The following is a 24,438-nucleotide window of genomic DNA, read 5'->3' on the forward strand; positions in this document are numbered from 1 at the left end:
CTGGCAAAGTCGTATTCACACCGAAGCGACAACCGAATGGAGCAGACATGCTGCGCGGAATGGCCACCACCACCTACTACGCCGACGACCTCACCGCCGCCAAGGACTGGTACAGCGAATTCCTCGGCATCGCACCGTATTACGAAGTTCCCGGCGGATACTACGAGTTCCGGCTCGGGCCGTTGCAGGCCGAGCTGGGAATCATCAATCGCGCCTACGCCCCGGCGGGTGCGCGCAACGCGCCGGGCGGGGGCGGAGTGGTCTTCTGGCAGGTCGACGATCTCGCGGCCACCTTCGCCCGGTTGCTCGAGCTGGGCGCCACCGAGTACGAGCCGATCACCGAGCGCGGCGAAGGCGCGGGCTTCGCGACCGCCGCGGTTCTCGATCCGTTCGGCAATGTGCTGGGGATCATGGCCAACCCGCACTATGTGGCGATGACGTCCTAGGGATTCAGGCGAACCAGCGTTCGAGGACGGTGGCGACACCGTCCTCGCTGACGTCGCCGGTCACTTCGTCGGCCAGGGCGAGTACCGCATCGGGCGAGCCGGCCATGGCCACCGAATGTGCTGCCCAGCGCAACATCTCGCGGTCGTTGAAGCCGTCACCGATAGCCAGGGTCGCTTCGGCTTCGACGCCGAGAAGATGCCGAAGTTGTTCCAGCGCCCAGCCTTTGGACACGCCTCGGCGCGAGACGGTAAGCCATGGGCCGTACTCACCGTGCACCCAGGACGCATCGGGAACGTCGAAGGTTTGCAGCAGGCGCAGCATTTCGTCGGGGCTGCCGTCGGGCCACCAGCCGTTGAGGCGCGGCGTCGGCACACTGCTCAGTTCGAGGTGGTCGACGAGCTGGAAATCGCCGATCGAGAACTCCCCCGGCCCATGCCCGGTCGCCCAGGTGCCGACGCCTACCCGTTCCGCGGCGAAGATCATCTCCGGGAACAGCGCGCGCAGAGCGTGCACCGCGGGCCCGGGATCGAATGATTGGACCGCGACCGGCTCGCCACGCGCCACATCGATGTGCACGGCGCCGTTGGAACACAACGCATGTCCCTCGGCGAGGCCGAGCTCGCTCAGCACCGGGCGCGTGGTGAGCAGGGTTCGCCCGGTGGTGACCACCACATGCGCCCCCGCCGACACCGCCGCTCGTACCGCCGCCCCCACCCGCGCGCTGATCGCGAACCCTGTCGCCAGCAGGGTCCCATCCACATCGAGCGCGATCAGTTTCGGCGCTCCCCCAAGTACAGCCACCGCCCTATTGTGCCCGCCCCCACCGACACCCACCCCCGTTTCACCACCGGCACCAGACGGGACAACCCGGCATCCGATGTGGCGATTGCCGTCGCTGGCCCGACGTGGCTGATCGGTCAGCGGCGAGAACCGCCCCGTTCCACCTGCGCTAGGCGGGACGACCCGACATCCGGTGCGGCACTTACCGTCGCGAGCTCCGACATGGCTGGTCGGTCAGCGGCGAGAACCGCCGCCGCCGCCACCACCGCCGCCACCACCGCCACCAGCGGAGCCTCCCGAAGACGCGCCACCCTTGGAGCCGCCACCAGACGATGTACCGCCAGACGATGCGCCACCGGAAGATGTGCCGCCGGAGGACGCACCACTGTCCGATCCGCCACCGGACGCACCACCACCCGAAGCACCACCACCGGACGCACCGCCGCCCGAAGCACCACCACCGGACGCGCCACCGCCCGAAGCACCACCACCGGACGCGCCACCGCCCGAGCCACCACCGTCGGATCCACCGCCCGAAGCACCGCCACCCGAAGCACCACCTGATGCGCCCCCACCAGAGGCACCGCTGTCAGATCCACCGCCGGACGCACCGCCGCCCGAGCCTCCACCGCCCGATGCACCACCGCCCGAGCCACCACCGCCGGACGCACCGCCTCCGCTGCCGCCTGTCGATGCACCGCCACCTGAAGTGCCACCGCCCGCAGCGCCGCCGGAAGTATCTGTACCGCCGGTGGTTCCACCGCCGGTCGAACCTCCCGTGGCACCGCCGTTAGTGGTACCGCCCGTCGGTGTTCCGCCCGAGGTGCCGCCGCCCGATCCACTGGGATCGGAAGGTGTGGTGCCAGTGCCAGTTCCACCGGTCGGTGCCGATCCCCCGGTTTCTACGGAGACACCACCCGTACTCGGAGCTGATGTCCCGCCGGTCGGAGTGGAGGTACCACCGGTCGGAGTGGAGGTACCTCCGGACGGTGTGGATGTGCCGTCCGTCGGCGCCGTGCCGGGCGCCGGCGCGGTACCGGCCGCCGGCAGAGTGCCGGGAACTGTTGCGCCGGGTGCGGTCGGAGTGCCCGGCACTTCCGGGGTGCCGGGGGCCGAGATCGGGCCGCCATGGGGAAGTTCGGGCGCCCCGGGGTTCGTCGGTGCGTTCTGGGGTTGGGCGGCCTGCGGGCCGAAGGGTAAGGGGTTGATGAAGCGGGCCGGGTCGCCGTAGGTGGTGCGGGCGAGGATCGGCGACTTACAGTCGTTGCGGACGTCCTGGTGGCCGGGGCCGCCGCGGTCGGCGCCGCTGCCCGCGGACACGCCGGGACGCGACTTGCCGCCGGGCGCGGTCGCCGGGGCGATGAAGTTCTCGTAGGCGCTGCGGGCCGCGGCCACGCCCGCCACCCGGATGCGGCCGGTGACCGGGTCGACATCGCTGACCAGCCCGGCGGTTCGAGCGGCGAGGAGGTCGGCGCTCATGTCGTAGAGCAGCGCGTCGACAGGGGCGCCCAGAGCGGGGAACCGGTCGAGGACCGGCATCAGGCCGGGATCAAAGGGGCTGCCGAACACCGTCATCGCCGACATGGCGAGCGCGGAAACGACTGCCGCGCTGGAGAACACCGCCACGTGCGGCACCGGGCCATCGGTCTGCTGCTCGGGCGCGAAGCTGCGAGCCGCCAAACCTGCCGCGCCCGAGGCGATCACCTGGCCGGGGTCGGCCACGGTGACGAGCGGAACGCCGAGTTCGGCGAGGGTGCGGGCGACTTCGGGTGGGCGCGAGGCACCACCGACGACGAGGATGCGTGACAGGTCGGCCAGCCGCAGGCCCGCCGCGGCCACACTCTTGCTGACCAGCGGGAAAGTGTCGCGGATGTGTTCGGCGCGCAGCGCGTCGATGTTCACCATGGAGGTGAGGGTCTGGGTCGCCCGACCCAGACCCGGTGCACCCGCGTAACGGGCCACCATCTCACCGAGCGGCTTGCCACCGAAATCGGCGGACCGCGTTGGGGTTCCGACCATCGGGTGATGCGGCCAGTCGGGACCGACGCGCAGCACGGTCAGGTCGAGGCTGGTGGCACCCAGGTCGTAGACGAGTACGAAGCCCGGCTCCAGTGGGCCGCGATCGACCTCGAGCCATTCCGCGGCGGCGACCGGTTCGGGCACCAGCAGGACCTCACCGGCGCCCGCGAGATGCAGCGCCTGGCCGAGTAACGAGACCTGCTTGTCGGTGTAGACCGCCGGATAGGTCAAGACGATTCCGGCAGGTGGTTCGGCGAGCTCGATCAGACCGGTGACCACGGCGGCGATCAGATTGGTCGCCGAGTAGAACCGCCCACCCATCACCATCGGCTCCGGTTCGCGGGTAAGGTCCGCGAAATCCGTGATCGCCGAAGCGAATTCGTTGATCGCGCCGATGCGGGGCCTGCCCGCTTCGTCGAATGTCAGTGCGGTGCGTCGTGTGCGCACCGCCGGTTTGGCTGGATCATCGGCGACTACCGCCGAAATCGCATTGACCGCACCGATACTCAAGCCCAGACCTCTGGTCATGTTTTTGCTATCCCGTCAACGCACCGTGACCACGTCCAGCACGCGAGCGCACCATGTGGCCGCGGTCGTCTTCCAAACAGCTCGCCCAGATTAACTGGCACGTCCGCGAATTGCTGCCGGATTGATACGGAATCCGCAACCATGAGCCATGGCAACACAATTCACGCAGGTGAGAAGGTTGAAGATGGAATATCCACCCCCCTGAACGCCCCACCGGCGATTCACAGACTCCGAGAGGCAGCTACCTGCGAGTAATCGGACAGAGCCCCCATTAAATACATTCTTCGAGTTTGTTATCCCGGCCATTAAGCGCACTTACCGACCGGTAACCAATTCATTTACTACCGATGCGCGTTCACTGACGGCGAATTACATTCCCTGATTTCGGAGTAGGCCCACTACTCAGTGACACGTCAACGCAGCGACCGATTCCCGCCAGCACGGCCCGGCGCCCGCCGGTTGACTGAGAGAGCGGAGAGACACCGACCGGATCTTCGAAACACCAAGGGAAAGAAGGCACTACGCATGTCCACTCGATTCGCCGACCAGGTCGTACTCATCACCGGCGCCGGCTCCGGCATCGGCAAGGCGGTCGCACTGCGGGTCGCGTCCGAAGGTGCCGCCGTGGTTCTCGGCTCCCGCGGCAAGGACCAGGGGGAGCAGGTCGCCGACCAGATCAGGGCGGCGGGCGGACGCGCGCTGTTCGTCGCGACCGATGTCACCATCGACGCCGACGCCGAACGACTCGTCCAGGCCGCGCTCACCGAATACGGCCGCCTCGACGCGGCCTTCAACAACGCGGGCGCGGTGAACGCCTTCGGGCCGATCGCCGAGATCGACGACGTGTCATGGCGCGCCGACATGGACCTGAACCTCGACGGCGTCTTCTACGGTCTGCGCCACCAGGTTCCAGCCATCATCGCCGCGGGCGGCGGTGCGATCCTGAACAACGCCTCCAACCTCGGCGTGGTCGGAATGGCACAGGTGGCGCCGTATGTGGCCGCCAAGCACGCCGTCGTCGGACTGACCAAGTCGGTGGCGCTCGAGACCGCCCCGGCGGGAGTGCGGGTCAACGCGCTGATCTCCGGCGCGGTCGACACCCCGGCGTTCCGCGCGTCGATGGGCGCGACGCCGGAGGGCGAAGCAGCCATCGTGGCACTGCACCCGCTGGGACGAATCGCACAGCCCGAGGAGATCGCCGCGCTGTGCGCGTTCCTGCTCAGCCGCGAGGCGTCCTTCGTCACCGGTGCGGCCGTCGCCACGGACGGCGGGTTCACCGCACAGTAGGAAACAAAAGGCCCGCATCGTCTCCCAGTGACGTTGCGGGCCTTCGGTTTTCAGTTCTCAGCCGCGAGCGAACAGCCGCCTCATCGAGCGCTCCCTCGGCACTGCGGCACCACCGGCGACCGCCTGCGGGCGACGGGCGCGCACGAGACGGTCGAACTCCTGCGCGTTATGCGCGGGCTCGCGCAGTTTGCCACCGTTGAAATCATCGGCGAGCTGCTGCACGGTCTCCTGCGCACACGACTTGTTGGTCCCGATGAAACCGGTCGGGCCGCGCTTGATCCAGCCGGTCACATACGCGCCGGGGAAGATCTCGCCACCGGGCGCGGTGAGCACCCGGCCCGCGTCGTTCGGGATCACCGCACGCGCGTCGTCGAACGGCAGATCCGCGGTCGGCACTCCTCGGTAGCCGACCGAGGTGAGCACGACGCCCGCCTCGAGCAGCGCGGTATCGCCGGTCGGCGTGGCGGCGACGCGACCTTCGGCGTCGGTGCCGAGCTCGTTGCGCTCCACCCGCACCCCGGTGACCGTGTCGGTGCCGACGATCTCCACCGGCGAGGACAGGTAACGGAACACGATGCGCTTGCGCGCACCGAACGGGCGATTCGCGACGCTGTGCAGCAGGCGCAGCTTCTGCTCGACCTTGTAGGGCAGATCGGGCGTGACCGCGGGCAGCTCACCCTCGATCGCGATGTCGATATCGGCGGCCAGCAGGCCGACGAACTCGGGCACCGTGAATGCCGACTCGGCCGGACCACGACGGCCCAGGATCACGACCTCCTCGATCTTGCTCTCGCGCAATGCCTTCAGCGCGTACGGCGCGATATCGGTGTCGGCGAGCAGGGCCGGATCGACGGTCAGGATGCGGGCGACGTCGAGGGCGACGTTGCCGTTGCCGACGATGACGACCCGCTTCTGGTTCAGATCGAACCGGTCGTCGGCGTGGTCGGGATGGCCGTTGTACCAGGCGACGAAGTCGGTGGCCGACACATTGCCCGCCAGACCCTCGCCCGGGATGCCGAGCTTGCGATCCGAGGACGCGCCGACGGCGTAGATCACGCCGTGGAAGTGCTCGAGCAGCTCGGCATGGCTGATGTGCTTGCCGATCTCGACGTCTAGGTAGGTACCGAAGTCGTCCTGCTTCGACATGATGTCGAACAGGTCGGCGACCTTCCTGGTGTGCTTGTGATCGGGTGCGACGCCGAGGCGGGCCAGACCGTAGGCCTGCGGCAGGCGGTCGAACATCGTGACCGCGACGCCGGGCTGGGTGAGCAGTTCGTCGGCGGCGTACATCGCCGAGGGGCCAGAGCCGACGATGGCGACCCGCAGCGGGGAGCGCCGCGTGTCGATCGCGGGCGGCATCACCGGTGCGGCCAACGTCGGCCGGTCCCGCTGCACGCGGTAGAAGTCGGCGTTGATCTCGATGAAGGGCTTCTGCTCGTCGGTCAGCTTCTTCGACGAGGTGATGGCATCAACGGGGCACGCGGTGGCACAGGCACCACAGTCCACGCAGGCCGCCGGATCGACGTAGAGCATCTCCGCGGTGCGGAAATCCGGCTCATCCGGGGTGGGATGAATGCAGTTGACCGGGCATGCGTAGACGCACGAGGCGTCACTACAGCATGACTGGGTGACAACATATGGCATATTGCTATCGTCTCAGGCGGCGTTCTTGGCGGAGCGCTTGGGCTCCGAGCGGTAGCGGCTCGACGGTCCGTCGATGCCGAACATCTTCCACACCAGCTTCGAGACCGGGTTCATCACACCGATCTCCTCGGCGAGCGCGCGCACGTCGATGAAGTAGTCGGCGAAGACCCGCTTGGACTCCTTGGAGCCGTAGAACAGCTCCTTGCGCACATCGGCGGGCATGTCGAACTGCTTGAAGAACGACTTGGGCGGGGTCGCGATGGCCCGGCCGAGGATGAACATGATGGTCGGCATCGCGATCGACAGCACGGCCCGGTTGAACTTGGGCGCGTTGGGCACGTTCTTCTTCAGGAACTCGTGCGCGAAGGAGATGTGGCGAGCTTCCTCGGCCACGTGGATCGCCATCACACCACGCATGATCGGGTGGATGTCGTCGCCCGAGCGCAGGATGTCCTTCTGGATGTGGTCGATCGGCTCCTCGCCGGCGAGCACGGCCATGAAGAACAGGTTCGGCATCAGGGCGCCGACCGGGGAGACCAGGTGGCGCAGCTGGCGCACCAGCGGGTTCATGCCCGGCACGTCGGCGACGCGGTTCACCATCTCCTGGAACATCAGGGTGTGGTTGTGCTCTTCGATCATCTCGTGCGAGCAGTACCGGAATTCCGGGTCGTTGTTCTTCAGGTTGAAGATGTGCTGCATCATGCCAACGATGAGGATGGCCTCGAACTGCAGGCCGACCTTGGCGACATTGGCCTGACGGACCTTGCCGATCTCGATCTTGCGCTCCAGCGGCAGCGCCTGGTACCAGGGGTGGCGACCGATGGGGTCAGCCGAGGTCACCAGAACCCAGCGCTCCGGCTTGCAGTTCGGGTCGAAGTCAGGGGCGTCCCAGTCGATGTCCTCGAACGGGTCGAAGTGGCGATCGACCGACGCCTCGGACAGCATCAGCAACTTCTCGGCGTATGCCTGAGCCTCCGCGACTACAGGATCGACGTCAGGGGTGGTGGGCGCGGACATCGTCGTCACTGCCTCTCCGTTAGGGACGTTTACTGTTTCCAATGGTTACACCTACACGGAGTCACGTCAACTCTTCGCATTGCCGAATTTCGCGTGCTCGGCGCACCGAAAGCCCTGTTGAGGAACCTACTCGCCAGTAAAAGTGCTTCTACCTGTGACACTGCGTCGTGCACAGTCTTCGAGGGTCTGCGGCAAGACGCGGAAAATAGTTGTCCGCCGAGCGCGTCATTCCGGCCTGCGAACCGCCGGTACCGGTTAACCTGCGCCGATCCGCGTCCAACGAGGGTTTCGTACCGTCGGCGAATCCCTCGGCAACACGAACGGGGCCCCGCGACGGATGTCGCGGGGCCCCGTTCGTAGCAGGGTGGATCAGGCGTGCGGAAGGTCCGGAATCCGGGTCGCCCTGGCATAGACCGTCTCGCCCTCGGTCAGGCGGAGCGCCGCGGCGTCACCGCGGGTTACCTGGGCGGCGAACTGGTCGCCGGTCGCGGCATTGCGCAGTTCCAGGCGCACCTCGAAGCCGAGGCGCACGATCCGCTCGACCGTGGCCCTGGTGACGCCCGCCGATTCGGCGGTGCCCTCGTGTTCGGCCATCGCCATGCTGGGATCGCGACCGACGCGGATATCGTGCGGGCGGACCAGATGGCCGTTGAGCCGGGCCACCGCGCCGAGGAACGACATCACGAACTCGTTGGCGGGCCGGTCGTAGACCTCCTCGGGCGAACCGACCTGCTCGATGCGGCCCTTGTTCATCACCGCGATCCGGTCGGCCACATCCAGGGCTTCCTCCTGGTCGTGGGTGACCAGCACGGTGGTCACGTGGACCTCGTCGTGCAACCTGCGCAGCCACTGCCGCAGATCGGTGCGCACCTTGGCATCGAGCGCGCCGAACGGCTCGTCGAGCAGCAGCACCTGCGGGTCGACGGCCAGCGCACGAGCCAGTGCCATGCGCTGACGCTGACCGCCCGACAGCTGCGCCGGGTAACGGTGCTGGAAACCGTCGAGGCCGACGATGCCGAGCAGCTCGTCGACGCGCTTGTCGATCTCCTTCTTCGGCCGCTTGCGGATGGACAGGCCGAAGGCGACATTGTCACGCACAGTCATGTGCTTGAACGCGGCGTAGTGCTGGAACACGAAGCCGATGTCGCGCTTCTGCGGTGAGACGCGGGTGACGTCCTTGCCCGCGATCATGACGATGCCCGAATCGAGAGACTCGAGTCCCGCGATCGACCGCAGCAGGGTCGACTTGCCCGAACCGGACGGGCCGAGCAGGGCGGTCAATTCGCCGGATGGGATGTCGATGCTGACATCGTCGAGAGCGGCGAAGGAACCGTAGTTCTTGCGCGCGTTGGTCACGGTGATCATTCGGGGCCCCGTTTGCGTTCGAGAAGAGTCATCAGGAGAAGAACCACCAATGCCATGCCCATCAGCAGGGTGGCCGCGCTGTAGGCGCCGAAGGTGTTGTGATCGTTGATGTAGCGGCCGTGCACCAGCAGAGTCAGTGTTTGCGACTTGCCGGGCAGCGCGGTCGACACCATGATCACCGCGCCGAATTCGCCGAGTGAACGAGCCACGGTGAGCACGACGCCGTAGGTGAGGCCCCAGCGAATGGCGGGGAGAGTGATCCGCCAGAACGTCTGCCAGCGATTGGCGCCGAGAGTCGCCGCCGCCATCTCCTGGTCCTCACCGATCTCGTGCAGCACCGGCTCGACCTCGCGAACGACGAACGGCAGCGTGACGAAGATCGTCGCGATCACCATGCCGGGCAAACTGAAGATCACCTTCAAGCCGGTGTTCTCGATCGCACCGAACCAGCCGCCCGCACCCCAGAGCAGGATCAGCGCAACACCGACCACGACCGGCGACGTCGCGATCGGCAAGTCAACGAGACCCTGGACCAGATTGCGGCCGGGAAACTTGCTCCGGACCAACGCCAGCGCGGTGATGACGCCGAATATCACGTTCAGCGGCACCACGATGGCCACGATGATCATCGACAACTGGAACGCCGAGATCGCTGCGGGCGTGGTGATCGAATCGATGAACGCACCGATCCCACGCTCGAATGTGCGGTACAGAATGACGCCGAGCGGCAAGACCAACAGAATCAACAGGTAGCCCAGCGCAACGGTCCGCAGGGAAAGGCGGGTGAACACGGAGAGCCTCATTGGTCCGCCCTCTCCTTTCGGGACGCGCGCTCTGCCAGCAGCCGCAGCACGAACAGCGTGGCGAAGGAGATGACCAGCAGCGCCACCGATACCGCGGCCGCGTTCACCGGCCGGTCGACCTCGATCTGCTGCTGGATGTACTGCGAGGTCATCTGCGTCTCGCGCGGGATATTGCCGCCGATCAGCACCACCGAACCGTACTCACCGATCGCCCTGGCGAAGGCGAGCCCGCCGCCGGAGATGATCGCGGGCGTGAGCGTGGGCAGCACGATCCGGCGAAATGTCGTCCAGTTGCTCGCGCCCAGTGAGAGCGCGGCCTGTTCCACTTCCTTGTCGACCTCGATGAGCACGGGTTGCACCGAGCGCACCACGAAAGGCAGCGTGACGAAGGCCAGCGCCACGACCAGACCTGGCTGGGTGGCGTTGAGCTGAATGTCGACCGGGCTGTTGGGGCCGTACAGCGCCAGCAGCACGATCGAGGCGACGATCGTCGGCAGCGCGAACGGGAGGTCGATCAGCGCGTTGACGATGCCCTTGCCAGGAAACTCGTCACGCACCAGCACCCAGGCGATCAGGGTGCCCATCACGATGTTGATCACGGCCACGATCACCGAGACGCCGATCGTCACCTTCAGCGAGTCGAGCGCCGAGGGCGCGGTGACCGCGTCCCAGAAGCCCGACCAGCCTTCTTCGAAGGAGCTGACGGTGAGCGCTGCCAGCGGCAGCAGCACGATCACGCTGAGCCACATCACGGCGACACCGATGCCGAACGGGCCCACCGAGCCGGTAACGCGCAGCCACGACCAGCGAGGTCGGCGCGGGGCTGGCGGCTTTTTGTCCAGTTTCACGGCGCCGCCGGGATCGGGGGTTTCCCCGGTCCCGGCGGGCCCACTGCTGTCAGTCACAGTTGTCCAGTATCGCGTGTGAGCCGGGTCACCGACTACTTGGTGGCCTGGTCGTAGATGACGGCAACCTTGCCGGTGCCCTGCGCGAACAGATCCCTGTCGACGGCCTTCCAGCCACCGAGGTCGTCGATCGTCCACAGCTTGGCCGGGGTCGGGAAGTCCTCGGCGAACTCGGCGGCGACCTTCGGGTCAACCGGACGGAAGCCTGCCTGCGCCCACGCCTTCTGACCTTCGGCGGTGAAGAGGAAGTCGCGGAACGCGGTGGCCTTGGCCAGGTTCTTGGCGTTCTTCAGCACCGCGACCGGGTTCTCGATCTTGAAGGTGGTCGGCGGGTTGATGTGCTCGATCGGGTCGCCGTTGCGCTCGGAGAAGATGGCCTCGTTCTCGTAGCTCAGCAGCACGTCACCGGTGCCCTGCAGGAAGGTTTCGGTGGCTTCGCGACCAGACTTGGGCTGCACCCGCACGTGTTCGGGGGAGATCAGCTGCGACAGGTAGTCGAGACCTGCTTGCGGGTTCTTGCCGCCGTCGCTCTTGGCGGCGTATGGGGCGAGCAGGTTCCACTTGGCCGAGCCGGAGCTGAACGGGTTCGGGGTGACAACCTCGATTCCCGGCTTCAGCAGGTCGTCCCAGTCGTTGATGCCCTTGGGGTTGCCCTCGCGCACCACCAGGGTGACGACCGAGCCGAAGGGGATGCCCTTGGTGGCGTCGGCGTTCCAGCTCTCCTCGACCAGGCCCGCGTCGACGAGGCGGGTGATATCGGGCTCGACGGAGAAGTTCACGACATCGGCCTCGGCGCCGTCCTTGACCTTGCGCGACTGGTCGCCCGAGGCGCCGTACGACGGCCGGACCGCGACATCCTTGCCTGCCTCGGTCTCGTTGAACGCGGACGTGACCAGGTCGAATCCCGGCTTGGGCACGGCATAGGCATAGAGGTTGATGGTGCCCCCACTGCCGTCGGCCACGATGTCGCTGCCGTCGGTCGAGTCACTGGCCCCACCGCCGCAAGCGGTCAGCGCGAGCGCGGCGACAGCAGTGAGAGCGACGGCGGCGGCGCGACGGCGCGAGCCGATCCAGGTATTGCGAGACATCGGGGTGAACCTTTCGGGAAGGACCTGCGGCGCAACATCTTTCGTGGCGGCAGGATTACGCTCATCGATCGGTAGACCTGCCGTGTGCGGAATGCACGACAGTTGGCGCGACTCGGGCCGGTGGCCTCGACAGTGACGGACTTCGACTGCGAAAGGGAAAGCGCGCGCCAGTCTACTGGGCAGAAACGCGCAGACGAGTCCGGTGGCCGATCATCGACAGAGAATGTCAGCGACGGCGAGGTTGCCGACAGCGATCAACGCCAACTCATGGCGGATCTGCGGGGCGACACTCGACGACACAGGCAGACTGTAGCAGGTTGCGACATGATGGTCGCAATCGACGAGAGTTCATCAACCAGGGGGAATTTCATTCTATGACCATGGCTCCAGACCGGGTTCGCACGCGTTTTCCGGAGATCAGCACGCGCGCTTGGGAACACCCGGCCGACCGCACCGCGCTCGTGGCACTGCGCTCACTGAGCGGCTTCGACACGGTGCTGCGGGCGCTGTCGGGATTGCTGCGCGAGCGTCAGCACCGGTTGATGTATCTGGCGACGGCCGTGCGGGTCGACGATCGGCAGTTCCGCACGTTGCACCAGTTGCGCGCGGACTGCGTCGGCGTGCTCGACGCGCAATCCACGCCGGAGATGTTCGTGCTGCAGGACCCGTCGGTGAACGCGTTCACCATCGGGATGGACAAGCCGTTCATCGTGCTCACCACCGGGCTGCTCGAACTGATGGACACCGAGGAGTTGCGGTTCGTCGTAGGCCACGAACTCGGCCACGCGCTGTCGGGGCACGCGGTGTATCGCACGATGCTCATGCACCTGATGCGCCTGTCGGCCTCGGTCGGCTGGATGCCGGTGGGCGGCTGGGCGTTGCGCGCGATCGTGGCGGCTCTGATGGAGTGGAGCCGCAAGTCGGAGCTGTCCGGCGACCGGGCGGGGCTGCTGTGCTGCCAGGACGTGGACGCCTCGGTGCGCGTGCACATGAAGACCGCGGGTGGCGCGTGGCTGCACGAGATGAACCACGGCGCGTTCCTCGACCAGGCCGACGACTACCTGCGCTCGGGTGACCTGCGCGACGGCGTGCTCAAGCTGCTCAACCTGGAATTGCAGTCGCACCCGTTCTCGGTGCTGCGCGCGGCCGAGCTGCGTCGCTGGATCCAGTCCGGCGACTACGACCGGGTGCTCGGCGGCACCTACCCGCGCCGTGAGCACGACCGCAACGCGCGCATCAGCGAGGAGGTCAAGGAGGCGGCCCGGCACTATCGCGAGTCGTTCGATCAGTCCGAGGACATGCTGGTTCGCACGGTGCGCGACCTGGGACGCGATGTGGGCTCAGCGGTGAACACGGTCGGTCAGGAAGTCGGCCGCACAGTATCGGACCTGGGCAAACGCTTCGACGACTGGCGTAAGAACTAGCCGCGGCGCCGGCGCGGGCTTGTGCTCGCGCCGGTCACCGCGTGAAGAACCAGGCGATGACGACGAGAACGAGCAGGGCGAGGAGAGCGAGCTGAACGCGAGAACGTGGCATCAGCGGGCACCGCTGCCGACGGTCGGGCGTTCGGCGAGGGTGACCGGCATCGGCGGTTCGGTGCGATCGTCGCGGCGCAGGACGCGGAAGGCCATGCGCAAGCCGCGGTCGAGTAGGAAAGCGATGGCGAAGCTGATCGGGACCATGCCGACCAGCACCACGAGAAACTGCGGAATGAAGGGCAGCCCGGCTACCCAGAGTTCGAAGCCGTCCCACCAACCTGCGATGCGTTGCACGCCGACCAGCCTAGTCGGTCACCGTGAACGCCCTCGCCGTCCACTCGGCGCAAGCGAATTCCCGGGCCGCGACCAGCGGATCAACCGATATCGCTGCCCACAGCGGTGGACGCGCGCCCGCACCGCCGTGATGATGGGGTATGGAGTCTCCCAGCGTGGACAGCCTGCCGATTCTGAGCCCGGTCTCCTCCAGCGGCCGTCGCGGTGCGTTTCCACCCATCGACGACTACGCCTTCCTGTCCGACTGTGAATCCAGCTGCCTCATCGCCAGCAGCGGCTCGGTGGAATGGATGTGCGTGCCACGCCCCGACTCCCCCAGCGTTTTCGGCGCGGTCCTCGACCGTAGCGCCGGACATTTCCGCATCGGCCCCTACGGCAAGAACGTGCCGGCGGCGCGACGGTATCTGCCGGGCGGGATGATCCTGGAAACGACCTGGCAGACCGAAACCGGCTGGCTGATCGTGCGCGATGCGCTGGTACTCGGCCCGTGGCACAACAACATCGCCCGGTCGAAAACCCACCGGCGCACCCCGATGGACTGGGATGCCGAACACATGCTGCTGCGCACGGTCAAGTGCGTGAGCGGCACTGTGGAGCTGGAAATGAGCTGTCAGCCCTCGTTCGACTACCACCGGGGCGGGGCCAAATGGGAGTACACCGGCAAGGTCTACGAGCAGGCGACCGCGCGGGCGACGAGCGATCCAGCTGTCGGGCCGTCGCTGATACTCACCACCGACCTGCGTCTCGGTTTGGAGGGCAGAGAGGCACGGGCACGCACCAGAATGTCCGAGGGTGACCAGGTGTTCGTCGCGCTGACCTGGTCGGAACTGCCCGCGCCCGCCACCTTCGACGACGCGGCACAGAAGATGTGGGCGACCGCCGAATGCTGGCGACGCTGGATCAACCAGGGCGACTTCCCCGATCATCCGTGGCGCAGCTACTTGCAGCGCAGCGCGCTCACGCTGAAGGGACTCACCTACGCGCCGACCGGTGCACTGCTCGCTTCCTCGACCACCTCACTTCCGGAAACCCCTGGTGGACAACGTAACTGGGACTACCGCTACACCTGGGTGCGGGACGCGAGTTTCGCATTGTGGGGCCTTTACACCCTCGGACTCGACCGCGAGGCCAACGACTTCTTCGCCTTCCTCGATGACGTCACCACCGGCGACAATGGGGAAGCGGTCCCCCTGCAGGTGCTCTACGGGATCGGCGGCGAACGTCGCATCACCGAATACGAGCTGCCCAATCTTTCCGGCTACGACGGCGCGCGCCCGGTCCGCGTCGGCAATGCCGCCTACGACCAGGACCAGCACGACATCTGGGGCACCATGCTCGACGCGGTGTACCTGCACGTGAAATCGCGCGGGCAGATACCGGAATCGCTGTGGCCGCTGCTCGAACGCACCGTGCACGCGGCGATCGCGAACTGGCGCAAACCCGATCGCGGGATCTGGGAGGTGCGCGGTGAACCGCAGGACTTCACCTCGTCGAAGGTGATGTGCTGGGTGGCGCTGGATCGCGGTGCCCGGCTGGCGCAATTGCACGGCCAGCACGAGCGTGCGGCCGAGTGGTTCGAGATCGCCGAGGAGATCCGGGCCGACGTCCTCGAATTCGGTGTCAGCAAGGAGGGCATCCTCACGCAGACCTACGGTGGCGACACTCTCGATGCCTCGCTGCTGCTGGCGGTGCTGACCCGTTTCCTGCCGCCCGACGATCGGCGTATCCGCGCGACCGTGCTCGCCATCGCCGACCATCTCACCGTCAACGGGCTCGTGCTGCGCTACCGCACCGAAACCACCGACGACGGGCTGGAGGGCGAGGAGGGCACGTTCACGATCTGCTCGTTCTGGCTGGTCTCGGCGCTGGTGGAGATCGGCGAACTCGAACGGGCCACCAATCTGTGCGAGCGGCTACTCGGACTGGCCAGCCCGCTGCGCCTTTACGCCGAGGAGATCGACTCGCGCACCGGGCGTCACCTCGGCAACTTTCCGCAGGCGTTCACCCACCTGGCACTGATCAACGCCGTGACCCACGTGATCCGGGCAGAGGACCAGCGCAACGTTGGTCAGTTCCAGCCCGCGCACGCACCGTCGCACCGTCACACCGACCGTGAAGGTCCGATGGCCGCTCAGTAGGCGAGACGCTCGGCGCGGGCTCGCAGCCCGGCCACGGTGCGCAGGCCCGCATCGATCTCGGTGATGCGCAGTTCGCGGTGGTCGCCGTAGCGCAGGCCGGTTTCCTCGGCGGCGCGCAGTGCCTCGTCGGCGGTGCGGCCCACTTCGGCGGCGATCTCGGTGTAGTGGTCGCGCAGCACTCGTTGCAGTGCGCGCAGGCGGTTGCGTGATTCCTTGCCCACCTGGAAGATCACATCGTCGGCCAGGCGTGCCACCGCAACCTTCGCCTCGGCTTGTCTGCGTTGCTTGCGGGAACGGCGTTCGTCCCACAGGGCGTTCACGCCGAGCAGTACGCCCGCGCCCGCCGAATACCAGTTGACCAGCCCCATACCGAAAAACAGGCTGGTAGCCAGACCGACCATCAGGATGCCGCCGTAGGAACCGCGCAACGCGGAGAGAAACTGCTGTCCGACAACGACTTTGGCGCTTTCTAGCGTCTCCAACGACTGCACCGGCTCGAGTACCTCGCCGGGATCGGTCAGGCGCAGTTCGGGTAACGGCGGGGTGCGGTTGTCGGGCGGGAATTTCGAGGCCACTTGCTCGGTGAGTTCGACGGCACGATAGTGCGCCATCACGAAATTCTCCTCGACCGCCTCGCAGATGCGCGCGTCGAGTTCGGCGGCGAAGTCTGCCCACTTGCGCACCGGGTCGGTGCGGGTGATCTCGGCCTCGGCCTCGCGGACCAGCGTGCGCAAGCGGTGCCGCAGATCGTGTTCGATATCGGCGCTGAGCTCGGAACTGCCGTCGACGAGGGTGACCTGCCAGGTGGCGGTGCGCTGGCGCAACTGGTCGGCGGTGGTGCGCGCGGCGGCCAGACGCTGGGTGATCTCGGCGCGCCTGCGCGGGTCGCGCAGCGTATCCGACTCGGCCCGCAGAGTGACGGTGAGCTGGTCGGTGATCAGCGCGATATCGCGCACCGCGGCCGCCACTGCCACCGAATCAGCCTGGGCGACAACATATTCACTCAGATGATCGATGAGCTGGGGCACCCCCGACTCGGCATCACGCTGCTGGTCGCCGCGCTCGGTGGCCTCCCGATGCAGCAGACCCGAGACGGGCGCCACCGCGAAGTTCAGCCCGGCACCGTCGAGCAGCGTGCGATTGCGCCGCTGGGTCAGCGACCAGTGCGGGTTGCGGTCGATCTTGGTGAGCACGCAGACCACCGCCGGGCACACCTGCTCGACCCGGCGCAGGTAGTCCAGCTGGGCCTCGGTGAGTTCGGCGGCGGAATCCGCGGCGTAGAGGACCACATCGGCGGCGGCGATCATCGACCAGGCGGCCGCCTCGTGGGCGGTCGAACCCGGCGCGTCCATCACGACGAGACCGTCGGCCAGCAGCGCACTCGGCTCGGCGAACTCGGCGCGCAGCACGCCGAGGGCGGTCAGGGCGGGCAGCGGGTTCAGCGGATCGACGGGCACCCGTTCGACCCGGCCGCCCGGCGCCGATTTCACCAGCGTCGCCTTCGGCGCCTGGCCGTATTCGACGATCACCGGAACGCTCGGCTTGCCCTCGGTGGCGCTGACCGGGGACCCGACCATGCTGTTGACCAGCGTGCTCATCCCCGCCTGCGGCTCACCGACGACAACGATCCGGACCCGCGGATCGCTGAGCCTGGCCCGCACCATCCCGAGGCGCGCATCGAGGTCATTGCGGCCGCCCGAGCGGACCAGTTCCCGCAGTTCGTCGACCAGCGCGACAACGGGAGCCATCACATCCGGATGCTTCACCGTCGCGGTCTGCAGTCCGGCTGCGGCAGACAACTGTTCCTCACTCTCGTCGCATCGAACACGGCCGAAATCGTCGTGTTTCAGACCACGAAGTCATACCCATGGTGCTCGACGGGAAACGCGGCAGCGAGCAAATCGCCACCACCCATGCCCGTATCGAACAATCCGGCCGAAACGCCATGGTAACCGCCGTCGTGCTGGTCGAACTCGGCGGCGATCGGCTTGGTCTCGATGACCGGGGGTTTTACCGGCGCGACGGTGGGCTGCACGGTGACCACCGGCGGTGGGGTGACCACGGTCGGCGGATCGATGTCGACGGTGGGCTGCTTGGTCGGCTGATCGATGGTCGGTTGCTTCGTCGGCGCGGTCGGCTGCTGGGTGGGCACCGTCGCGGTCGTGTGGGGTGCGGTCTGGCTCGGCACGTCGACGGTCGGGGTACTCCCGCCGGTCGAGGGTGTCGTCACGCCACCGGTGGAGGGTGTCGTCACGCCGCCGGTGGTGCCCGGCTTGGTGGTGATGTCGTCGTCAGGGACGGTCGGCTTGGCCGGCCCGGTCGGCGACACCGTGATCGGCACCTTGGTGTCATCGGGCGCGGTCGGGACCGTGACCGAGGGGACGGGCAGCTTCACTGTGGTCGGGGTGTCGATGTCGACCGTCGGGACCTTGGACGGAACGGTCACCGGCACCGTCGTCGGGGTGCTGCCGCCACCGGAAACATCGGGCAGCACAACGGGTTTCGTCGGCGTGGGCGGGGTGAACAGGGCCGGCACCGAGGCAGCTGGCGCGGTGAGCGGCGAAACGGCCTGGTGGCCGAACACATTCGCGATCGGGGTGGTCGCGACGTCGGGCTGGATGGTGGTCTGCAACGGCGTGCTGACCACGGGGTTGACAGCGACCGGCGCGGGCGCGGCGGGCGCGATCGGCGCAGGCACGGGGGCGATCGGGGCCGGGGCGGGCGCGGGAGCCGGGGCGAACGGCGTCGCGGCGACGGGCGCGGGGGCAGGTGCCGCGATGGCGGGGGCAGGCGCTGCGATCGCCGGGGCGGGCGCCGCGGTGCCGGGCAGACCGACGCCCGAGGACGACGATCCGGGCAGGCCGGGAGCACCCGACGACGAGTTGCCGAGGCCGGAACCGCCGGACGGCGAGGTGCCGAGGCCGGACCCGGTCGGCGAGGTGGCCGCCGGGTCGCCGGGAACCTTCAGCCCGTCACCGAGCCACTGGCCGTAGTCGTCGAGCTGATCGCCGACCTGGCCGACCTGCACGTCGACCTTCATCTGCGAGGTGGCCCATACCCCGTCGAGCCCGACGTGGACGTCGACCTGCCAGTCGGTGGTCACCATCGCGCCGACGCCGTCGAACATGCCGCCCACACCGTCGAACGCACCGTCGAGATCGCCGATTCCGTTGAACATGCCGTTGGAGCCGGCCAGGTCGCCACTGGGCATACCGACGCTGTCATAGCCGGGGATGCCGAAACCCTGTCCGGGCAAACCGTCGTAGCCCGGAATACCGATGCCACCGCCCGGCAGACCGTCGAAACCGGGCAGGCCGTTGCCGGTGCCAGGGAGGTCGAAGCCGGGGAGGTTGCCCTGGCCGGGCAGACCCTCGAAACCGGGGAGGTCGAAGCCGGGGTCCGGGGAGGTGCCGGGTAGCGGGAAGGCGTTGTCGCCGTAGCCGGGTCCGGCCGGTGCGTGCCCGTAGGCCGGAATGCCGATACCGCTCGACGGCTCGTCGCTGCCGGGGATCCGGAATTCGCGATCATCATCGGAACCGGGAATCTCTGGGCGCCACCCGGATTCGTCCGGCGCCGCGACCATCGAGGCGTCGGCCTTCGGCGGCGCGAAGAACGGCGTGTGCGGCACGACGGGGGCAGGCGTCGGCTCGACGGCCAAGTCGGGGAAGGTCACGATGGGGCTGGGTGCGTCCGGGCTCGGATCGGTGGGCACGGTCTGCTGAGACCAGCCCGCGTACCGGCTGTCGGCATTGCTGGTGCCCGGCTCGCGCGTGGTCCCGTTGGCCGCGACCAACGCGCCACCGGTGACGTAGGCGCCTGCCCTGGCCACCCTGGCCACGCCGTTGGCGATCCGGTAGGCCGTGTCCGACCCCTCCGACCCCTCTGCGCGCGCGGCACCGTCATCGAAAGGCAGATCACGCGTCATCAAAGCTCCAACATCGCATCGCTGTGGTTCCCCACCACAAACAGCGGCGAAGTGAGGCCCATCCAACACTATTTCCCGGACATCGGCCTGTCATTTCGTCCAGGCCGGTTGGTACTCACCTTATGGCGAGCAACATCTTTCGGCGAGCCCGGGGAATCAGGGGCGCCGACGATCCCAAGAGAACTCTAACGATTGCTCAACGGCGCCTGAAGTTCGGCGCCATAACGTCGGTGCTCGCCGGCCGAGGAGGTCGGTGAAACGCATAGTCAGGAGCCCGATCATGACCGCACTCGCCACCCGCAATCGCGTCAAGGCCGCCGCATTACTCGGCGGCGCCGCCGTGATCACCGCCACTGTCACCGGCGTCGCCTCCGCCGATCCGGGCGACCGTCCCGACGACGGCCGGGCAACCACGATCATCTGCACCGCGCCGGGCGGCGGCGACGTTCCCGGAATGCCCCCGCTGTCGGACGGGCCTCGTGTGCACTTCGAGCACACCGTTCCCGGCCGGCCCGGCCATGAGTCCGGTCAGATCCGCATCGAACGCGCGGCGCCGGCCCCGGGACACCCCGCACCGCCGATGGACGGTCCGGTGGAATGTCAGCAGATCCACCCCGGCGGGGTGCGCACCAGCGTCCCCGCGCCCGGTGGCTTCACCGATGCCGTCCCTGCGCCGGCAACCGGTTCTGCCGACACCCAGCCCGCACGACCGTTCTGACCAGCGCTAACAAGGAAAACACTAGGGTGAGTGCATGACGGGACAGCAGATCTTGGTCGTCGACGACGAGGTCCGCGTGCTCGCGTCGCTGCGGCGCGGCCTGGAGCTCTCCGGCTTCGAGGTGATCACCGCGCCCGACGGCGCCCGTGCACTCTCCCTGGTGGGTTCCGCCGCGCCCGACGCCATGGTGCTCGATGTGAACATGCCCGAACTCGACGGTGTCGGCGTCGTCACCGCACTGCGCGCGATGGGCAACGACATCCCCATCTGCGTGCTCAGCGCGCGCAGTGCGGTCACCGACCGGATCGCCGCGCTCGAGCGTGGCGCCGACGACTATCTGACCAAACCGTTCGATCTGGGCGAGTTGGTCGCGCGGCTGCGCGCGCTGTTGCGGCGCAGGCCGGCAACCGTCACCGCCTCGACCGACACGATCCAGGTCGGCGAGGTGGTGATCGATCTGACCGGGCATCGGGTGCACGCGGGTTCGGCGCCGGTCGACCTCACCAAACGGGAGTTCGAACTGCTGGCGATGCTGGCCCGCAATACCGGGATCGTGCTCGGGCGCGAGCAGATCCTGTCGGCCGTCTGGGGTTACGACTTCACCACCGACACCAATGTGGTCGATGTGTTCGTCTCGTATCTGCGACGCAAATTGGAGGCCGACGGTGTCGCGCGGGTGGTGCACACCGTGCGCGGGGTCGGGTTCGTGCTGCGGGATCAGCCGTGAAGGCGTCATGGTCGCTGCGGGTCCGGGTGGCGCTGGTATCGGCCGTGGTCGCCGCGATCGTGGCGGTCACCCTCGGCCTGACCTACGGCGCGCTGCTGAAGGTGGCGGGTACCAGCCAGCTCGATCAGACCGTGTCCAGCATGCGGGTGCAGGTCGCGCAGCGGTTCGACGGTGATCGCCCGAGTCCACCGTCCGAGCTCGGGGCTCCTGCCGTACCCGGGCCTGCGGTCCTCGCACCGACCATCCCTCGTGAACACACGATCGTGGTCCCTGGCACAGCTGCGAACGAATCGCTGGCGCTGGTGCAGGGCGCGCCGGGTCTGGTGGTCCGGCTCGATCCCGATCGCGAACTCGTCGACGCCGCCATCACCCGCAGCCAGCTGATCGGACTCGGCATCGGGGTGGCCGGGGTGCTCGCCGCCGCCGTATTGGGTTGGGTACTGGCCGGATTCGCCGCCAGACCACTGCGCAGGCTGGCCACCGCCACCCACGAAATCGACACACTCGACGAGTTGCCACCGCTGTCGGGACGTGGCGCCAAGGAAGCCGAGGAACTCTCCGACGCGATCAACCGGATGCTCGCGCGCCTCGAGACCGCGCACGGCGAGACACGGCAGGCGCTGGCCAGTGCCCGCGACTTCGCCGCCGTCTGCGCCCACGAACTACGCACCCCGCTCACCGCCATGCGCACCGACCTGCAGGTGCTCGCGGGCACCGAACTGCCCGCCGACCAGCGCGGCGCCGTCCTGGCCGACGTGCTGGCCGCCGAGGGCCAGATCGAGCGCACCCTCACCGATCTGGAACGCCTCGCCGTCGGCGAGCTCACCGATCACGGTGCGTTCGAACCGTTCGAACTGTGCGAAATCCTCGACCGCTCGGTACAGAACGCGCGCCGCGCGAATCCCGGCGTCGACATCACGCTCACCGCGTGCGATCCGGTCCCGGTACACGGGTTGCCCGGCGGGATCATGCTGATCGTGACCAATGCCGTAGCCAACGCGGTCCTGCACGGGCACGCCACCGAGGTCACCGTCGCCGCACGGGCCACCGGCAACGGCGCGTCGATCACCATCGACGACAACGGCGCAGGCATTCCGGAACACCTGTCCCCCACCGCTTTCGACCGCTTCGCCAAACGACCGGGCTCCCCCGGCTCCGGCCTCGGCCTCGCACTGGTTCGCCAGCAGGCCGAATTGCATTCCGGCACAGCCGAACTCGACCGGAGTCCGCTCGGCGGCGCCCGCCTGCGGGTGGAAATAACTCAGGCGCCGGTGAGCACCGGCGCCTGAGTTGTCGCGCTGAGGGCTTGCCTACTTCTTGGGCTTGTCCGAATCCGAGGACAGTGCCGCCACGAAGGCTTCTTGGGGGACCTCCACGCGACCGATGGTCTTCATGCGCTTCTTGCCCTCCTTCTGCTTTTCGAGCAGCTTGCGCTTACGGCTGATATCGCCGCCGTAGCACTTGGCGAGCACGTCCTTGCGGATCGCCCGAATGTTCTCGCGGGCAATGATCTTCGCGCCGATCGCGGCTTGGATCGGCACCTCGAACTGCTGGCGCGGGATCAGTTCGCGCAGCTTGGTCGTCATCTTGTGGCCGTAGGCCTGCGCGGCGTCGCGGTGCACGATCGCGCTGAACGCGTCGACGGCCTCGCCCTGGAGCAGGATGTCGACCTTCACCAGATCGGCTTCCTGCTCGCCCGCCTCTTCGTAATCGAGGCTGGCGTAGCCGCGGGTGCGCGACTTCAGCAGGTCGAAGAAGTCGAAGATGATCTCGGCCATCGGCATCGTGTAGCGCAGCTCGACGCGGGTCTCGGACAGGTAGTCCATGCCGCCCAGCTCGCCGCGGCGCTGCTGACACAGCTCCATGATCGAGCCGATGAACTCACTCGGCGAGATGACGGTGCACTTCACGATGGGTTCGTACACGTGCCGCGATTTGCCCTCGGGCCAGTACGACGGGTTGGTGACGACGTGTTCGGTGCCGTCTTCCATCTCGACCCGGTACACCACGTTGGGCGCGGTGGAGATGAGCTCCAGATCGAACTCGCGCTGCAGGCGTTCGCGGGTGATCTCCATGTGCAGCAGACCGAGGAAGCCACAGCGGAAACCGAAGCCCAGCGCCACCGAGGTTTCCGGCTCGTAGGTGAGCGCGGCATCGTTGAGCTGCAGCTTGTCCAGTGCGTCGCGCAGATCCGGGTAGTCGGAGCCGTCGACCGGGTACAGACCCGAGTAGACCATCGGGCGCGGCTCGCGGTAGCCGGTGAGTGCCTCGGGAGCGCCGTTGCGGGCGCTGGTGACGGTATCGCCGACCTTCGACTGGCGCACGTCCTTCACGCCGGTGATCAGGTAACCGACCTCGCCGACGCCGAGCCCCTGAGTGGCCTTGGGTTCGGGCGAGACGATGCCGACCTCGAGCAACTCGTGGGTCGCACCGGTCGACATCATCTTGATCTTCTCGCGCGGCGAGATCTTGCCGTCGACCACGCGGATGTAGGTGACGACGCCGCGGTAGGTGTCGTAGACCGAGTCGAAGATCATCGCGCGAGCGGGTGCGTCGGCGTCGCCTACGGGAGAGGGAACGGCCTCGATCACCTTGTCCAGCAGTTCTCGCACGCCGACACCGGTCTTACCCGAGACCCGCAGCACGTCGTCCGGCTCGCAGCCGACGATGTGGGCGATCTCGGCCGCGTACCGATCGGGATCGGCGGCGGGCAGGTCGATCTTGTTCAGCACGGGAATGATCGTCAGATCCTTCTCCAGCGCCAGATACAGGTTCGCGAGGGTCTGTGCCTCGATGCCCTGCGCGGCATCGACCAGCAGAATCGCACCCTCACAGGCCTCGAGCGCGCGGGAGACCTCGTAGGTGAAGTCGACGTGGCCCGGAGTATCGATCATGTGCAACACGTACTCGGTGCCGTCGACCGTCCACGGCAACCGCACGTTCTGCGCCTTGATCGTGATGCCGCGCTCGCGCTCGATGTCCATCCTGTCCAGGTACTGGGCGCGCATGGCCCGCTCCTCGACCACACCGGTCAGCTGCAACATCCGATCGGCCAGGGTCGACTTGCCATGGTCGATGTGGGCGATGATGCAGAAGTTCCGGATCCGGGACGGATCGGTGAACGTCGTATCGGCAAAACTGGAAGCCACTCCACTCCTCGCGGGGTATAGGCGAACTGCGCCCATCGTCCCATGCGCCCAGCTAGACCCCTGCCACCGGTGCACCAGACCGTGAGTCGACGACACATTTCGCCCAGCTAGACCCCTGCCACCGGT

General features: G+C 67.5%; 20 protein-coding genes. 7 read left to right on the top strand and 13 right to left on the bottom strand.

What is annotated here, in order from left to right; genetic code table 11:
• Nucleotides 1-47: 47 nt before the first annotated feature.
• A complete protein-coding gene (locus ACFXKN_RS08130; RefSeq protein ID WP_378927611.1) occupies nt 48-446 on the top strand; it encodes a VOC family protein in 399 nt (132 codons plus the stop codon).
• Between the two features lie 4 nt (nt 447-450).
• Here ACFXKN_RS08130 and ACFXKN_RS08135 read toward each other — a convergent pair whose 3' ends face one another.
• Both ACFXKN_RS08135 and ACFXKN_RS08140 read right to left on the bottom strand, forming a co-directional pair.
• Nucleotides 451-1,248 (bottom strand): HAD family hydrolase, encoded by a 798-nt coding sequence (locus ACFXKN_RS08135; protein ID WP_378952817.1) that lies wholly within the window; start codon nt 1,246-1,248, stop codon nt 451-453.
• A gap of 213 nt (nt 1,249-1,461) precedes the next feature.
• Nucleotides 1,462-3,774, bottom strand: a complete 2,313-nt coding sequence (locus ACFXKN_RS08140; RefSeq protein ID WP_379432775.1) for an Hsp70 family protein — start codon at nt 3,772-3,774, stop codon at nt 1,462-1,464.
• Nucleotides 3,775-4,299: 525 nt separating this feature from the next.
• On the opposite strand from ACFXKN_RS08140, the gene ACFXKN_RS08145 reads away from it, so the two are divergent.
• The gene (locus ACFXKN_RS08145) at nt 4,300-5,061 is read left to right on the top strand and encodes a glucose 1-dehydrogenase (RefSeq protein WP_378952823.1); all 762 of its coding nucleotides are present in this window, start codon (nt 4,300-4,302) and stop codon (nt 5,059-5,061) included.
• 57 nt (nt 5,062-5,118) lie between these two features.
• Here ACFXKN_RS08145 and ACFXKN_RS08150 read toward each other — a convergent pair whose 3' ends face one another.
• From ACFXKN_RS08150 to ACFXKN_RS08180, 7 genes are all read right to left on the bottom strand, one after another.
• Nucleotides 5,119-6,705 carry an FAD-dependent oxidoreductase gene (locus tag ACFXKN_RS08150; protein WP_378952826.1) on the bottom strand — a complete coding sequence of 529 codons (1,587 nt, stop codon included), beginning with the start codon at nt 6,703-6,705 and terminating at the stop codon, nt 5,119-5,121.
• 12 nt (nt 6,706-6,717) lie between these two features.
• Complete coding sequence (locus tag ACFXKN_RS08155) at nt 6,718-7,722, bottom strand: diiron oxygenase (RefSeq protein ID WP_378952970.1); 1,005 nt, start codon at nt 7,720-7,722, stop codon at nt 6,718-6,720.
• Nucleotides 7,723-8,091: 369 nt separating this feature from the next.
• Nucleotides 8,092-9,087 carry a sulfate/molybdate ABC transporter ATP-binding protein gene (locus tag ACFXKN_RS08160; RefSeq protein WP_378952829.1) on the bottom strand — a complete coding sequence of 332 codons (996 nt, stop codon included), beginning with the start codon at nt 9,085-9,087 and terminating at the stop codon, nt 8,092-8,094.
• The gene (gene cysW, locus ACFXKN_RS08165) at nt 9,084-9,890 is read right to left on the bottom strand and encodes a sulfate ABC transporter permease subunit CysW (protein ID WP_378952832.1); all 807 of its coding nucleotides are present in this window, start codon (nt 9,888-9,890) and stop codon (nt 9,084-9,086) included. Before cysW ends, ACFXKN_RS08160 begins: the two co-directional genes overlap by 4 nt.
• Nucleotides 9,887-10,738, bottom strand: a complete 852-nt coding sequence (gene cysT / locus ACFXKN_RS08170; protein WP_378952973.1) for a sulfate ABC transporter permease subunit CysT — start codon at nt 10,736-10,738, stop codon at nt 9,887-9,889. The genes cysW and cysT overlap by 4 nt, the downstream gene beginning before the upstream one ends.
• 92 nt (nt 10,739-10,830) lie before the next feature.
• Entirely contained in the window at nt 10,831-11,883 is a 1,053-nt protein-coding gene (locus ACFXKN_RS08175) for a sulfate ABC transporter substrate-binding protein (protein ID WP_378952835.1), read from the bottom strand.
• 210 nt (nt 11,884-12,093) lie between these two features.
• A complete protein-coding gene (locus tag ACFXKN_RS08180) occupies nt 12,094-12,183 on the bottom strand; it encodes an Ms4533A family Cys-rich leader peptide (RefSeq protein ID WP_019045829.1) in 90 nt (29 codons plus the stop codon).
• A 74-nt stretch (nt 12,184-12,257) separates the two neighbouring features.
• Between ACFXKN_RS08180 and ACFXKN_RS08185 the strand changes: the two genes are divergently transcribed.
• Entirely contained in the window at nt 12,258-13,307 is a 1,050-nt protein-coding gene (locus ACFXKN_RS08185) for a M48 family metallopeptidase (RefSeq protein WP_378952838.1), read from the top strand.
• 111 nt (nt 13,308-13,418) lie between these two features.
• Here the strand turns inward: ACFXKN_RS08185 and ACFXKN_RS08190 are convergent, their stop codons facing one another.
• Complete coding sequence (locus tag ACFXKN_RS08190; RefSeq protein WP_194828689.1) at nt 13,419-13,655, bottom strand: hypothetical protein; 237 nt, start codon at nt 13,653-13,655, stop codon at nt 13,419-13,421.
• Nucleotides 13,656-13,795: 140 nt separating this feature from the next.
• Here ACFXKN_RS08190 and ACFXKN_RS08195 point away from each other — a divergent pair, with 140 nt between their 5' ends.
• A complete protein-coding gene (locus ACFXKN_RS08195; RefSeq protein ID WP_379432776.1) occupies nt 13,796-15,793 on the top strand; it encodes a glycoside hydrolase family 15 protein in 1,998 nt (665 codons plus the stop codon).
• Here ACFXKN_RS08195 and ACFXKN_RS08200 read toward each other — a convergent pair.
• Nucleotides 15,787-17,592, bottom strand: coding sequence for a hypothetical protein (locus ACFXKN_RS08200; protein WP_379432777.1), 1,806 nt, complete (start codon nt 17,590-17,592; stop codon nt 15,787-15,789). The genes ACFXKN_RS08195 and ACFXKN_RS08200 overlap by 7 nt on opposite strands.
• Nucleotides 17,593-17,639: 47 nt before the next feature.
• On the bottom strand, nt 17,640-19,718 hold the full coding sequence (locus ACFXKN_RS08205; protein ID WP_379432778.1) for a hypothetical protein: 2,079 nt from the start codon (nt 19,716-19,718) through the stop codon (nt 17,640-17,642).
• A 280-nt stretch (nt 19,719-19,998) separates the two neighbouring features.
• Between ACFXKN_RS08205 and ACFXKN_RS08210 the strand changes: the two genes are divergently transcribed.
• From ACFXKN_RS08210 to ACFXKN_RS08220, 3 genes are read left to right on the top strand one after another with little or no spacing between them, the layout of a single operon-like run.
• On the top strand, nt 19,999-20,436 hold the full coding sequence (locus ACFXKN_RS08210; protein ID WP_379432779.1) for a hypothetical protein: 438 nt from the start codon (nt 19,999-20,001) through the stop codon (nt 20,434-20,436).
• A 34-nt stretch (nt 20,437-20,470) separates the two neighbouring features.
• A complete protein-coding gene (locus ACFXKN_RS08215) occupies nt 20,471-21,163 on the top strand; it encodes a response regulator transcription factor (RefSeq protein WP_379432780.1) in 693 nt (230 codons plus the stop codon).
• Nucleotides 21,160-22,452: an ATP-binding protein gene (locus ACFXKN_RS08220; RefSeq protein ID WP_379432781.1), complete on the top strand. Its 1,293-nt coding sequence runs from the start codon at nt 21,160-21,162 to the stop codon at nt 22,450-22,452. Before ACFXKN_RS08215 ends, ACFXKN_RS08220 begins: the two co-directional genes overlap by 4 nt.
• A 21-nt stretch (nt 22,453-22,473) precedes the next feature.
• Here ACFXKN_RS08220 and lepA read toward each other — a convergent pair whose 3' ends face one another.
• Entirely contained in the window at nt 22,474-24,348 is a 1,875-nt protein-coding gene (lepA, locus tag ACFXKN_RS08225) for a translation elongation factor 4 (protein ID WP_379432782.1), read from the bottom strand.
• Between the last annotated feature and the right edge of the window lie 90 nt (nt 24,349-24,438).

This window comes from Nocardia sp. NPDC059195 (assembly GCF_042754695.1).
In the GTDB taxonomy this organism is placed as follows: Bacteria; Actinomycetota; Actinomycetes; order Mycobacteriales; family Mycobacteriaceae; genus Nocardia.